16 protein-coding genes are annotated in these 13,060 nt (G+C 60.9%); 14 read left to right on the top strand and 2 right to left on the bottom strand.

The genetic code is table 11. The features are described 5' to 3' along the window. Positions 1-117: 117 nt before the first annotated feature. Positions 118-747 carry a response regulator transcription factor gene (locus N6L24_RS10410; protein ID WP_271844616.1) on the top strand — a complete coding sequence of 210 codons (630 nt, stop codon included), beginning with the start codon at positions 118-120 and terminating at the stop codon, positions 745-747. On the opposite strand, the gene N6L24_RS10405 is transcribed toward N6L24_RS10410, so the two are convergent. Further along, entirely contained in the window at positions 742-1,158 is a 417-nt protein-coding gene (locus tag N6L24_RS10405) for an acyl-CoA thioesterase (RefSeq protein WP_271844844.1), read from the bottom strand. The two genes, N6L24_RS10410 and N6L24_RS10405, sit on opposite strands and share 6 nt — an antisense overlap. Before the next feature lie 234 nt (positions 1,159-1,392). Between N6L24_RS10405 and phnC the strand changes: the two genes are divergently transcribed. The 5 genes from phnC to N6L24_RS10380 all read left to right on the top strand — a co-directional run bounded on the left by phnC (position 1,393) and on the right by N6L24_RS10380 (position 6,088). Continuing rightward, the gene (gene phnC / locus N6L24_RS10400) at positions 1,393-2,205 is read left to right on the top strand and encodes a phosphonate ABC transporter ATP-binding protein (protein WP_271844615.1); all 813 of its coding nucleotides are present in this window, start codon (positions 1,393-1,395) and stop codon (positions 2,203-2,205) included. A gap of 53 nt (positions 2,206-2,258) precedes the next feature. Continuing rightward, positions 2,259-3,170: a phosphonate ABC transporter substrate-binding protein gene (gene phnD, locus N6L24_RS10395; RefSeq protein WP_271844614.1), complete on the top strand. Its 912-nt coding sequence runs from the start codon at positions 2,259-2,261 to the stop codon at positions 3,168-3,170. Positions 3,171-3,240: 70 nt separating this feature from the next. Then, the gene (phnE, locus tag N6L24_RS10390) at positions 3,241-4,131 is read left to right on the top strand and encodes a phosphonate ABC transporter, permease protein PhnE (RefSeq protein WP_271844613.1); all 891 of its coding nucleotides are present in this window, start codon (positions 3,241-3,243) and stop codon (positions 4,129-4,131) included. Continuing rightward, positions 4,128-5,462, top strand: a complete 1,335-nt coding sequence (gene phnE / locus N6L24_RS10385) for a phosphonate ABC transporter, permease protein PhnE (protein WP_271844612.1) — start codon at positions 4,128-4,130, stop codon at positions 5,460-5,462. The genes phnE (N6L24_RS10390) and phnE (N6L24_RS10385) overlap by 4 nt, the downstream gene beginning before the upstream one ends. Further along, entirely contained in the window at positions 5,462-6,088 is a 627-nt protein-coding gene (locus N6L24_RS10380) for a chloramphenicol acetyltransferase (protein ID WP_271844611.1), read from the top strand. The genes phnE (N6L24_RS10385) and N6L24_RS10380 overlap by 1 nt, the downstream gene beginning before the upstream one ends. On the opposite strand, the gene phnF is transcribed toward N6L24_RS10380, so the two are convergent. Then, entirely contained in the window at positions 6,076-6,816 is a 741-nt protein-coding gene (gene phnF / locus N6L24_RS10375) for a phosphonate metabolism transcriptional regulator PhnF (protein WP_271844610.1), read from the bottom strand. The two genes, N6L24_RS10380 and phnF, sit on opposite strands and share 13 nt — an antisense overlap. Positions 6,817-6,912: 96 nt before the next feature. Between phnF and phnG the strand changes: the two genes are divergently transcribed. From phnG to N6L24_RS10335, 8 genes are read left to right on the top strand one after another with little or no spacing between them, the layout of a single operon-like run. Further along, positions 6,913-7,362, top strand: a complete 450-nt coding sequence (gene phnG, locus N6L24_RS10370; RefSeq protein WP_271844609.1) for a phosphonate C-P lyase system protein PhnG — start codon at positions 6,913-6,915, stop codon at positions 7,360-7,362. Next, positions 7,362-7,925 carry a phosphonate C-P lyase system protein PhnH gene (gene phnH, locus N6L24_RS10365; protein ID WP_271844608.1) on the top strand — a complete coding sequence of 188 codons (564 nt, stop codon included), beginning with the start codon at positions 7,362-7,364 and terminating at the stop codon, positions 7,923-7,925. The genes phnG and phnH overlap by 1 nt, the downstream gene beginning before the upstream one ends. Then, the gene (locus N6L24_RS10360; protein WP_271844607.1) at positions 7,926-9,014 is read left to right on the top strand and encodes a carbon-phosphorus lyase complex subunit PhnI; all 1,089 of its coding nucleotides are present in this window, start codon (positions 7,926-7,928) and stop codon (positions 9,012-9,014) included. After that, entirely contained in the window at positions 9,011-9,871 is an 861-nt protein-coding gene (locus tag N6L24_RS10355; protein WP_271844606.1) for an alpha-D-ribose 1-methylphosphonate 5-phosphate C-P-lyase PhnJ, read from the top strand. Before N6L24_RS10360 ends, N6L24_RS10355 begins: the two co-directional genes overlap by 4 nt. Beyond that, a complete protein-coding gene (gene phnK / locus N6L24_RS10350) occupies positions 9,868-10,638 on the top strand; it encodes a phosphonate C-P lyase system protein PhnK (protein ID WP_271844605.1) in 771 nt (256 codons plus the stop codon). The genes N6L24_RS10355 and phnK overlap by 4 nt, the downstream gene beginning before the upstream one ends. Positions 10,639-10,641: 3 nt before the next feature. Next, positions 10,642-11,325, top strand: a complete 684-nt coding sequence (phnL, locus tag N6L24_RS10345; RefSeq protein WP_271844604.1) for a phosphonate C-P lyase system protein PhnL — start codon at positions 10,642-10,644, stop codon at positions 11,323-11,325. Then, positions 11,322-11,870 (top strand): phosphonate metabolism protein/1,5-bisphosphokinase (PRPP-forming) PhnN, encoded by a 549-nt coding sequence (gene phnN, locus N6L24_RS10340; protein ID WP_271844603.1) that lies wholly within the window; start codon positions 11,322-11,324, stop codon positions 11,868-11,870. Before phnL ends, phnN begins: the two co-directional genes overlap by 4 nt. Beyond that, positions 11,867-13,057: an alpha-D-ribose 1-methylphosphonate 5-triphosphate diphosphatase gene (locus N6L24_RS10335; protein ID WP_271844602.1), complete on the top strand. Its 1,191-nt coding sequence runs from the start codon at positions 11,867-11,869 to the stop codon at positions 13,055-13,057. Before phnN ends, N6L24_RS10335 begins: the two co-directional genes overlap by 4 nt. Positions 13,058-13,060: the final 3 nt, after the last annotated feature.

Genomic DNA, 13,060 nt, shown 5'->3' with positions numbered 1-13,060 from the left:
TTGGTCTTTCTTAAGCGGATTTTAAGACACCCTTGGCGAAGCTGGGCTGAAGAGGTCTGGCTGGGGCAGGATCTGCGCGTCCAGCCTGCCTGCATGAATTGCAAAAGGAGCCTGCGCATGCATCGCGTGACATTGGTTGATCGCAATCCTTCTTTGGCCGAGGCGCTGGCCGTGCAATTGTCGCTGCCCAATGCGGTGGTATGCACCGGCCTTGCCGCGCCGCAGGCCGTTGGTGCGGTGCAGCTGAAGCAGGTGCCGGACCTGATGATCCTTGATCCGGCGCAACTGGCCTTGCAGCCGGGCTTTGATCTTGGCGAATATGTCGATGGGTTGCGCGCACGAAACGCAGCGCTGCGGCTCTTGTGTTACAGCTTTGACAGCAGTGATCCGATGGTGACTGCGATCATGCACGCCGGGTTTCATGGCGGGCTGAGCAAGACGGCGACCCTGGATCAGCTTGAGGTGGCGATTGCCGCAGTGCTCGGCGGCGGTGTGTACTTTGACGACGCCTTTGCGGCGCGGGCCCTTCAGCGGTGCGGGCAAAACCGCGCCGATCTGCTGAGTGCCCGCGAGAAAGAAGTGCTGGTGCGCATTGCCAAAGGGCTTGCCGGCAAGCAGATCGCCTTTGATCTCAGCATCAGCGCCAAGACGGTGGAAACCTACAAGGCGCGCGCCATTCAGAAACTGGGGCTGACCGATCGTTCCAAGGTGGTTGAATACGCGCTGGAACACGGATGGATTTCATGAGGTTTCCTCGGGTCCTACCGGCACGGCGCGCGGGTTGCCGTCGTGGTCAAGGGCCACAAAGATGAAATCCGCTTGGGTGACGCGATCGCTTTGCTCGACAAAACGCGCGCGTGCCCAGGCATCGACATGAATTGTCATTGAAGTGCGCCCGACCTTTTTGAGTGTGGCGTATAGCGTCACCTCATCGCCCACTTTCACGGGCCGCAGAAATTGCATCGCCTCCACCGCAACCGTCGCGCCGCGCCCGCGCGAGACGCGCGCAGCCAGGTTTCCGGCGGCGAGATCCATTTGCGACATCAGCCAGCCGCCAAAGATATCCCCGGCCGGGTTGGTGTCTGCGGGCATGGCAATGGTGCGAATGGCCAGCACGCCGTCATCTTGCTGCTTGGTACTTTTGGGGTATCCCTGCATGCCCTGCTTTGGGGCGCTGGGGGGCTTTGCTTCGCTCACTGTTGGGTCCCTGTCGTTTTGCATCAGTAAAGGCGCTGCGCCACATGGGGGCAAGGCAAAAACACCAGCTGCGGCTGTTAGGAGTTGTCTAGCCGGTTACAAAACTGACATCTATTTGCGATCCCACTGACATATTATGTTTATTTTTCTGTGATGCCGCGACCCTAGGGTGCCCCGCAAGCCTTGAGGGATGCCATGCTGACACTAGAAAATGTGACCAAGCGATTTGGACAGAAAATCGCGGTCGACAACGCGAGTTTTTCTGTCGATCAACCTGCCATGATCGGGATCATCGGCAGATCCGGGGCCGGGAAGTCGACCCTTTTGCGTATGCTCAACCGGCTCAGTGATCCGAGCGCGGGCACCATGCAGTATCGCGATATCAATGTCTCCGCGCTCTCCGGTGCAGCCAAGCGTAATTGGCAGTCGCGCTGCGCGATGATTTTCCAGCAATTCAACCTCGTGCCGCGCATGGATGTGGTGTCAAACGTGCTGCATGGCACGTTGAACCGCCGCAGCACGCTGGCGACGATGTTCAACCTGTACCCGCAGGCGGATATCCATCAGGCGATTGATATTCTGGAGCGGCTCGGCATCGCCGATCAAGCGGCCAAACGGGCCGAGGCGCTTTCGGGTGGGCAGCAGCAGCGTGTCGCCATTGCGCGGGCACTGATGCAAGACCCGGAAATCATTCTGGCGGATGAGCCCATCGCGTCGCTTGACCCAATGAATGCGCAGATTGTTATGCAGTCTTTGCGCCGCATTCACGAAGAAGACGGCCGCATGGTGATTGCCAATCTGCACACGCTGGACACCGCGCGCCGCTATTGCGACCGCGTGATCGGCATGCGCGATGGGCGCATCGTATTTGACGGCACGCCTGCGCAGCTGACCACCGGGGTCGCACGCGACATCTACGGGGCCGGGGATGATTTTTCCGAGGCCGCGACCTCAACCGAAATTGACGCTTTGGACCGGCCCAAACAGGGCATGCCCCTGCCGGCCTGATCCTTTCACAGCGCGCAAGTGAACGCGCGCCCCTTTCATCACGGAGAAACCAAATGACAAAAACCCTCGCCTTTGCGCTGGCCGCGACCACCGCGCTTAGCACCGCAGCCTTTGCCGACGATCAGGCAATTTCTGAATTCCGCATCGGCATTCTGGGCGGCGAAAACGCCCAGGACCGTCTGAACAACAACGAGTGTCTGCGCGAAAAAACCGAAGCGCTGCTGGGCGTTGAAACCAAACTCTTTGCCCCAGCTGATTACAACGGCGTCATCCAGGGCCTGCTGGGCGGCACCATTGATATGGCGTGGCTGGGCGCGTCCGGCTATGCAAAAATCCATCTGACCGATCCAGAAGCGGTTGAGCCTATTCTGGTCAAGGTCAACAACGATGGTGGCTTTGGCTATTATTCCATCGGCTTTGCTCGCAAGGACTCTGGCATTCAGTCGCTGGAAGATCTGAAAGGCAAAGTCTTTGGCTTTGGCGATCCAAACTCCACCTCCGGTTATCTGATCCCATCCATCGAGATCCCAGCACAGATCAATGCGACCATGGACTCCGGTGATTACTTTGGCGAAGTCAAATTCACGGGCGGTCATGAGCAAACCATCGTTGCGGTCAGCGCCGGTGATGTCGACGGCGGCGTGACCTGGGCGGACGGCCTGGGCGAATGGGAAGACGGCTTTAACTCTGGCGCGCTGCGCAAAGCCGTGGACGCGGGTCTGGTGGACATGAATGATCTGGTTCAGATCTGGCAATCTGCCCCCATTCCTGAAGGTCCAGTTGTGCTGCGCACCGAGCTTCCTGAGGACGTGAAAGTCAAAATGACCGGCTTGATGGCCTCGCTGAAGTCGATGGACGAAGACTGCGCCTATGGCGTGCTGCAGGGCGACGCCAAAGGCTTTATGCCGATCACCCACGACGCCTATGAGGTGATCGTGGAAGCGCGCAAGCGCAAATCCAGCTGATCACAGTGATCCCGGCGGGCGCGGCCTATTGTCTGCGCCCGCTTTCTTTTTACTGCCCGAGGTGCCCTGAATGACCGACGCCACGCTTGACGATGCAACGTTAACCACTGCCCAGATCCGGCGGGCCTATTTGGCGCAGACCCGGCGCAAGCGCAGCTATGGCGCGATCCTGATGGGGGTATTCGTCGTTTTGATGGTGGCGGGGTTTCACACCGCTGATCAACGCAACGCGGGTGGGTTCTGGTCGGGCCTGCATCGGTTCTTTGATTTCCCGGGCGAAGTGCTGGGCGAGGCGGCCCAAAAACTGGCTGATATGCCAGCCCATCTGGCGACCTATGCGCCCGCGCTGTTGGAAACGATCAATATCGCAGCGGCATCCACTTTGATCGGGGCGCTCTTGGCGGCGGTGCTGTCGCTTTTGTCCACGCGGGGCATGGCACGCTGGCCGCGGCTTGTGCCGGTGTTTCGGCGCTGCATGGATATCATGCGGGCCGTGCCCGAGATCGTGATTGCGCTGGTGTTGATCTTTGTGCTTGGCGGCGGGCCGGTGCCGGCCATGATTGCCATCGCCATTCACACGGCTGGGGCGCTCGGCAAACAGTTTTCCGAAGTGAACGAAAATGCCTCTCTCAAACCGCTGGAGGGGCTGGAAAGCGTCGGCGCCACCTGGGCACAGCGCATGTGGCTTGGCGTGTTGCCGCAGGTGTCGCCCAATTGGTTCAGCTACGGTTTGATGCGCTTTGAAATCAATATTCGCGCCTCGGCCATTCTGGGGTTCGTGGGTGCGGGCGGCATTGGCTATGAGCTGCGCAATGCCATTTCCTGGGGCAAAGGTAAATATGACGAGGCAGCAGCCATCTTTTTCATGCTCTTCGTCACGATTGTGATTGTCGATCAGATCTCCGCGAAAATGCGTCAGCAGCTGACCCATGGACGCCAGACGAAGGAGCAGGGGCAATGACTGCGACAGCGACCGCTTTGAATGTGAATAAACAGACCGCGCGTCAGCTCTTTGCGCGCAAACGGATGATCAACCTTGGCCTGCCAGTTCTGGTGGCGTTCTATCTTGGCTATATCTTTTTCGCCTTTGATGTCCCCGGCCTCTTGGCACGCGCGGACAGCGAAAATGCGCGCACGCTGGTGGCGGACAGCTACAGTTATAAAACCCATGTGACGCGCGATAACCGCAGTGGCGACATCAGCGTGGCCATCGAGGGCGAACGCAAAGGCAGCTATCCTGACGGCACCGCCCCCGCATGGGTCACGCTAGCGCCCGAGACAGGCGGCGACACCCGGATCGATCTGGGCACAGGCCATCTGGTGACGCTGGGGGCAGACAATTTTGTGGCCTTTGACATCCCCGGATATGGCCGCATCACCGCGCAACCAAGCCGCGCGCGCGGCGTCAACGCCACTTTCCCAGACGGGCCGTTGCCCGACTGGATCAATGCCAGCAAAAACCGGCTGGCGGTCACGACCGATGCTGGTCGCTTGTCGGTCACGCGCAATCAGACGCAGGTTTTCAAATATGCGCTGGGCTGGGAACTGTTCTTCTTTACGCTCGACAGTCCCTATCATGGCCTGCCGGTGTCCGAAGTTGCGGCGCGCGCCGTTTCGGGTGAGGCCGCGGCAATCTGGGCTGAATTCTGGAACAATAAGATGTGGCGCCATGCCGATGTGGCCTGGGCGTTGTTTGAAACCGTGTTGATGGCATTTCTCGGCACCATGGGCGCAGCCATCGTGGCGCTGCCGATGGCCTTTATGGCGGCGCGCAATTTCGCACCGTTTGTGGCGCTGCGCTTTGCGGTGCGCCGGGTGTTTGATTTCTTTCGCGGGGTGGATGCGCTGATCTGGACCATCATTCTGTCGCGCGCCTTTGGCCCCGGGCCCCTGACTGGAGCCTTGGCCATCCTGATCACGGATACTGGCACTTTTGGAAAACTGTTCTCAGAAGCGCTTGAAAATGTCGACGGCAAACAGATCGAGGGCATTCAGTCCACAGGAGCCAAGCCTTTGCAGCGCTATCGCTTTGGGGTCATCCCGCAGATCACCCCGGTGCTGTTGTCCCAAGTGCTCTACTATCTTGAAAGTAACACCCGCTCGGCCACCATCATCGGCGCAATCACCGGCGGCGGTATCGGCCTGCTTTTGACGCAGGCGATGATCACGCAAAAAGACTGGGAAGAAGTGACCTATTACATCTCCCTGGTGATCCTGATGGTTATGGCAATGGACAGCTTGTCCGGTTGGTTGCGCGGCAAGCTGATTGGATCGCGCGAGGATCAGCACTGATGACGCGCCTGTCACCGGACCAGCCGTTTTTGCATGCCGATGTCACCCTGACCGACACCACCTTTGGGCGCTATACCGAGGTGGGGCAGGGCAGCCGCATCGCCCATAGCGACATCGGCGATTATTCCTATTGCGACCGCTATGCCGATATTGCCAACGCCAGCATCGGCAAGTTTAGTAATATCGCCAGTTTTGTGCGCATCGGTGCCACCGATCATCCGATGCAGGGGGCGTCGCTGCATCATTTCCTTTATCGCTCTGCGGACTATTTTGACGATGCTGAGAACGACGCAGCGTTCTTTGCCCATCGGAAATCGCGCCGCGCCAGCATTGGCCATGACACCTGGATTGGACACAATGCAATGATCAAGCCCGAGGTGACGGTCGGCCATGGCGCGATTGTGGCCGCCGGCGCGATCGTGACCCATGACGTTGCGCCCTATACCATTGTGGCAGGCACCCCCGCGCGGGTTTTGCGCCTGCGCCAGTCGCCCAAGATTGCGACGCGGCTATTGGCGCTCGCGTGGTGGGATTGGTCCCATGACCGGCTCCGCGCGGCTTTGCCTGATTTTCGCGACCTGGCGGCCGAAGCCTTCTTGGAAAAATACGAACTTCAGTTGGCGTGATCGACCGGCGGCTCTTCCAGCGTCATCGTCACGCGCTCGCCGCTAAACCAGCTCATGCCGAACTCAACAGGCTGACCAGCGGCATCGATATCCAGCCCGGTTGTATAAAGCAGCGGTGCCCCTTCGCGCAAATGCAGGTGCAGCGCCTGTGTGGCATCCGCGAGCACCGCGCGCAGCCGGGTGCTGGCACGGGTGAAATCCGCAACACCCACAGCCGCAAGCGCGGCTGTCACGCTTGGCTCTTGGGTCAGGACCTTGGCAAGTCCCGGCAGCCGCGCCTCGGGGAAATGGCTTTCCGTCAGGGCAATGGGCTGATCGTCGGCCAGCGACAGGCCATGTTTCACGCAGATCAGATCACCGGGTGCCAATGCGAGGCGCATCGCTTCTTTCTGGGTGGCCTTGCGTGTTTCGATGCTGAGAATGCGCTTGGAGGGCGCACGCCCCGCCGCGCGCAGGTTTTGGTGATAGCGCATGCGTTTGCCCAGCGGGTATTCCGCCGGGGTGCCGGTCACAAAGGCCCCGGCGCCGCGCCGCGTGTGCACCAGCCCTTCCTCAACCAAAGCCGACAGCGCATGGCGCACGGTATGGCGATTGACGCCAAAGCGTTCTGCCAGCTGCGCCTCGGTCGGGAGCTTTTCGCCCGTGGTGTACCGCGCTTCGGCGATATCGCTGCGCAGGCTGTTGGCTATGGCGATCCAGATCGGCGTGCGGCGGGTTGGGCGGCTCATTTCATCGAAACTTCACAAAACTGCGGTGGCCAGAATCAGCCCCTGCTTCTAAGATATGTATAGTTGTATAGGAATGGCCGGAGTTGTCGAGAAAAAATGCCTGATGCTGCACATATAGATCGCCGGGGCTGGCTGAGCCTGCTGGCCAAGGCCCCCGACGCCGAGTTTTTGCCGCTGTTTGACGCGCTTGGGACCCTGCCGGATTTCGATTGGCTGCGCGCGCCCGAAGTAGGCAGCGTGATGGTGCAGGGCCGCATGGGCGCGACCGGCGCACCGTTTAATCTGGGTGAAATGACCGTGACGCGCTGCAGCTTGCAGCTGCCCGGCGGGCAGGTTGGCCATGGCTATGTGCAGGGGCGCAGCAAACCCGCAGCCAAGGCCGTCGCCTTGGTGGATGCGCTGATGCAAACCGATGCTGCGGCGCGTCTGCGCGCCGACATTTTGGCCCCGTTGATGGCCGGGGCGGCGGGGCGCGCTGAGACGCGAGCTCGCAAAGCCGCCGCCACGAAAGTGGAGTTCTTTACCATGGCGCGAGGGGAAGATTGATGCAATCAGCTGCACTCAAAGGTGGGTTTGAAACCCCGGCAGTTCAGTCCGCAGTGGCGTTCCGCGAGATCATGACCGCCATGGCGCGGCCGGGTCACGTGAGCCACGTGACAGGGGGCGAAGCGCCCGCGCCAGTCTCTGCCGCGGCAGCCGCCGTTATCCTGACGCTGTGTGACGCGGACACCGGGCTTTATCTGGCCGGTGCCTATGATACCGAGGCGATGCGCGCCTGGGTGCGCTTTCACACCAGCGCGCCGCTCTGCGGACCGGAGGCCTGCAGCTTTGCGCTCGGCACATGGGATGATCTGCGGCCGCTCGGCCGGTTTCCATTGGGCAGCGCGGCGTATCCGGATCGCTCGGCCACATTGATCGTGGAGGTCGCGCATTTGCAGCCACAGGGACGGACATTGACCGGACCGGGCATTCAGGACCGGGCGGAGTTGTCGTTGCCCGCGGGCCCAGAATTTGCCGACAACCACGCGCTTTTTCCACGCGGGTTGGATTTTATTTTCACCTGTGGCGCGCAGCTTGCCGCGTTGCCGCGCAGCACGAGGGTTCTTTAAATGTATGTGGCGGTAAAAGGCGGCGAACGCGCCATTGACAATGCCCATGCCTGGCTGGCCGAAGAGCGGCGTGGCGACCAAGATGTGGCCGAGCTCAGCATCGCGCAGATCCGCGAACAGCTGTCTTTGGCGGTCAATCGCGTGATGGCCGAAGGTTCACTTTACGATCCAGATCTTGCTGCGCTGGCGATCAAACAGGCGCGCGGCGATCTGATCGAAGCGATCTTTCTGATCCGGGCCTATCGCACGACGTTGCCACGTTTTGGGTCTTCAAAGCCGGTGGAGACCGGGGCAATGCGCTGCGAACGGCGCATTTCTGCGACCTTCAAGGATTTGCCGGGCGGGCAAGTCCTGGGGCCAACTTTTGATTACACCCACCGATTGCTTGATTTCAAATTGGCGGCGGAAGGCGTGGCACCAGAGGTGCCGGAACGGCCCGCGGCCGAGGGGCCAGTGCCGCATGTCGCAGAGTTTTTGAATCGCGAAGGGCTGATAGAAACCGCCCCAGCCGAGGACACGCCCCCGCCGGATCTGACGCGCGCGCCGCTTGAGTTTCCGGCAGAGCGGGCGCTGCGCTTGCAGGCGCTGACGCGGGCGGATGAAGGGTTCTCGCTGGGGTTGGCCTATTCGACCCAGCGTGGCTATGCGCGCAACCACGCTTTTGTTGGCGAGCTGCGCATTGGACAGGTTGATGTCGCGATGGAGGTCCCGGAACTGGGCTTTGCCATCGACATTGGCGAAATCACGTTGACAGAATGCGAAACCGTCAATCAATTCAAAGGCTCACGCACCGAGCCGCCGCAGTTTACGCGCGGCTACGGTCTGGTGTTTGGCCAATCTGAACGCAAGTCGATTTCCATGGCGCTGGTGGATCGTGCCTTGCGCTGGGAAGAGCTCGGCGAGGACAATGTTGGTGCCCCGGCGCAGGACACGGAATTTGTGCTGGCGCATGGCGATAACATTCAAGCGACCGGGTTTCTCGAACATATCAAACTGCCCCATTACGTCGATTTCCAATCTGAACTGGAACTCGTCCGCAAATTGCGCCGCGAGGCCGGGGCCGCGCCGATGCAGGAGGCTGCGGAATGAGCGATTACAATTTTGCCTATCTGGATGAACAGACCAAGCGGATGATCCGCCGCGCCATCCTCAAGGGGTTGGCGATCCCGGGCTATCAGGTGCCCTTTGCCAGCCGCGAAATGCCGATGCCATATGGCTGGGGCACCGGCGGCGTGCAGGTGACGGCGGCCACATTGGTTCCCGATGATTGCCTCAAGGTGATTGACCAGGGGGCGGATGACACCACCAACGCCGTGTCGATCCGCAAGTTCTTTGAAAACACTGCCTCGGTGGGCACCACCACCCAAACCGCTGAGGCCAGCGTGATCCAGACCCGCCACCGCATCCCCGAAGAAGCGCTGCGCGAAGATCAGATCCTTGTCTATCAGGTGCCGATCCCCGAACCGCTGCGCTTTCTTGAGCCGCGCGAAACCGAAACCCGCAAGATGCATGCGCTGGAAGAATACGGGCTGATGCATGTGAAGCTCTATGAGGACATCGCGCGCCATGGGCATATCGCCACCAGCTATGCCTATCCGGTCAAGATTGAGGACCGCTATGTGATGGACCCCTCGCCAATTCCCAAGTTTGACAACCCCAAGATGGAGATGGCGGCCATCCAACTGTTTGGTGCAGGGCGCGAGCAGCGGATTTATGCGCTGCCGCCTTATACAAAAGTGGTCAGCCTTGATTTTGACGATCACCCCTTTGAGGCCAGCAAAGCCCCGCATCCCTGCGCGCTTTGTGGGGCGACGGGTAGCTATCTGGATGAGGTGATCACGGATGACGCGGGCGGGCGAATGTTTGTCTGCTCGGACACCGATTACTGTGAAACACGCCGTGCCCAAGGCCATGTTGGCGCAACTCAGACGGAGGAAGCCGCATGACGCCTTTGCTTTCTGTGCGGGATATCCGCAAGACCTACGGGGCCCATATTGGCTGCACCGATGTCAGCTTTGATCTTTTCCCCGGCGAGGTGATGGGCATTGTCGGCGAATCCGGCTCTGGCAAATCGACGCTGCTCAATTGTCTCGCCGGGCATATTGCGGCGGACAGCGGGCAGGTGATTTTTGATACCCGCGCCGAGGGGCCGCAGGACACGCTGACGATGTCAGAACCGGCGCGCCGCATGTTGGGGCGCACCGACTGGGCCTTTGTGCATCAGCACGCGCGTGACGGGCTGCGCATGGGGGTCAGCGCGGGCGGTAATGTGGGCGAGCGGTTGATGGCCGTGGGCGCGCGCAACTATGGCGACATTCGCCACCAGGCGATTGACTGGCTGGGGCGCGTGGAAATCGCTGAGGACCGCATCGACGATCGCCCCACCACCTTTTCCGGCGGCATGCAACAGCGGCTGCAGATCGCCCGCAACCTTGTGACCGGGCCGCGGCTGGTCTTTATGGATGAACCCACGGGCGGGCTTGACGTGTCGGTGCAGGCGCGTCTGTTGGATCTGCTGCGCTCTTTGGTGCGCGATCTGGGCCTGTCTGCGATAATTGTGACCCATGACCTCGCAGTTGTGCGGCTGTTGGCCGACCGGCTGATGGTGATGAAATCCGGGCATGTGGTGGAAACCGGCCTGACCGATCAGGTGCTGGATGACCCACAGCATGCCTATACCCAGCTGCTTGTCAGCTCTATCTTGCAGGTGTGAGCGATGATTGAGATTGAAAACCTTTGTAAGACGTTCACCCTGCACAATCAGGGTGGCACCGTGCTTGAGGTGATGCGCGATGTGTCACTGACAGTGCCGGCCGGCACCTGTGTGGCACTCACCGGGGCCTCCGGCGTTGGCAAGTCGACATTGATGCGGATTATCTATGGCAACTACCTTGCGGCCTCCGGCAGCGTGCGGGTGGCCGGCGTGGATGTGACCCGCGCGGCCCCGCGCGAGATACTCGCGTTGCGGCGTGAAACCCTGGGCTATGTCAGCCAATTCCTGCGCGTCGTGCCACGGGTGCCAACCTTGGATGTGGTGGCCGAACCCTTGCTGGCACGCGGCGCGGCCAAAGACGCGGCCCATGCACGGGCCAAAGAGCTTTTGACCCTGCTCAACATTCCGGAACGGCTTTGGGCGCTCAGCCCGACCACATTTTCGGGCGGAGAACAGCAGCGCGTGAATATCGCGCGCGGTTTTGCGCATCCTTATCCGGTGCTGATGCTGGATGAGCCGACCGCCAGCCTGGATGCCACAAACCGCGCGATTGTCTTGTCGTTGATCGAAGAGGCAAAGGCACGCGGGGCCGCCATCGTCGGGATTTTCCATGACGAAGCCGCCCGCGCGCAGGTCTGTGATCGCGAAATTGATGTGACGCTTTTTGCGCCACAGGTCGCGGCATGAGCGGGCAGCTGATCGGTGTTGTTGGCCCTTCGGGCGTCGGCAAGGATTCTGTCATGGACGGGCTTGTGCGTGCCGTGCCCGGGCTGCACCGGGTGAAGCGGACGATCACGCGCGCGCCGGGTTTGGGCGGCGAAGACTATGAGCCGGTCAGCGAAGCAGAATTTGAGGCGCGGGCCGCAGCAGGGGATTTTTGCCTGCATTGGCAAGCGCATGGTCTGCACTACGGGGTGCCCGCCACGCTAAAGACCCGCATTGCGCAGGGCGAACATGCCCTTGTGAACCTGTCGCGCAGTATTCTGCTGCAAGCGCAGGCGGTTTTTCCCGGACTTGTCACCTTGAACATCACCGCCAGCCCCGAGGTGCTGCTGGGCCGCTTGCAGACCCGTGGCCGCGAAACCATCGCCGGGATTGATGCGCGGCTTGCGCGTGCAGCGCAGCCGTTGCCGATGGGCGTGCGGGCGATCAATATCAACAACGACGGCGCGCTTGCCGATACCATTGCCACAGCGCGCGCTGTGCTCTTTCCAGATGAGGCGACACAATGAACACCCCTGTTACCAGTGCAAACCTGCAATCGGGCCGCAGCCCGGAGCGGCAGGAGTTCTGCCTTGCCAATGCCAGTATTGTCATGCCGGATCACGTGCTGCGCGGGGCGCTGACCATCGTGGATGGGGTGATCGCCGATATCCGCGAAGGTGACGCGGTGCCGCTTGGGGCGGTGGACTGCGGCGGCGATGTGCTGATGCCTGGCGCGGTTGAGCTGCACACCGATAATCTGGAGCGGCACATTCAACCGCGTCCCAAGGTCGACTGGCCGCATGACGCCGCCATTCTGGCCCATGACGGCGAACTGGCCGGTTGTGGCATCACCACGGTGTTTGACGCAATGCGCGTCGGCTCTATCCCAACCGGCAAAGGGCGCTACCGCAAATACGCGCGCGAACTCTCGCGCGAGATGATGGCGCTGCGCGATCGGGGGGCGCTGAAAATCAGCCATTACCTGCATTTACGCGCCGAGGTCTGCTCTGAAACCCTGGTGGCGGAACTGGCCGAGTTTGACGCCGAGGACCGCGTCGGCATCGTGAGCCTGATGGATCACACACCCGGTCAACGGCAATTCCGGAATCTGGACAAATTCAAAGCCTATGTCGCCACCAAAAACGGTCTTTCGGATCAAGAATTCGAAGCCCACTGCCAGCGTCTATATGACCTGCGTCAGCAATTTGGCGATCTGCATGAATCTAAGACCGTGACCGAAGCGGCCCGCTTTGGTGCCGTGCTCGCCAGCCATGATGACACGACATCGGCGCAGGTTGCGGTTTCGGCGGCGCATGGCATTCGTCTTGCCGAGTTTCCGACAACGATCGAAGCAGCCGAAGCCTGCCGCGATGCGGGCATCGCTATCATGATGGGCGCGCCCAATATCATTCGCGGCGGCTCGCATTCGGGCAATGTCTCCGCGCTGGAACTGGCGGACCTGGGGCTGCTGGATATTGTCTCGTCCGATTATGTGCCCGCGGCGCTGCTGTTGTCGGCCTTCCGTCTGGCCGCGGTCTGGGATGATCTGCCGCGCGCGGTGCGCACGATCACTGAAGCCCCTGCACAGGCCAGCGCACTACACGATCGTGGCCGGGTTGAGACCGGGTTGCGCGCAGATTTGCTGCGGGTTGCGACGGTGGCTGACACCCCGGTTGTGCGCGGGGTCTGGAGCCAAGGGCGGCAAGTCGGTTAAGGC

Origin of the sequence: Cognatishimia sp. SS12, assembly GCF_028369055.1 — a bacterium.
Lineage (GTDB): Bacteria > Pseudomonadota > Alphaproteobacteria > Rhodobacterales > Rhodobacteraceae > Cognatishimia.
The sequence above is the reverse complement of the archived record's forward strand: the minus strand, read 5'-3'. Positions and strand labels throughout refer to the sequence as shown.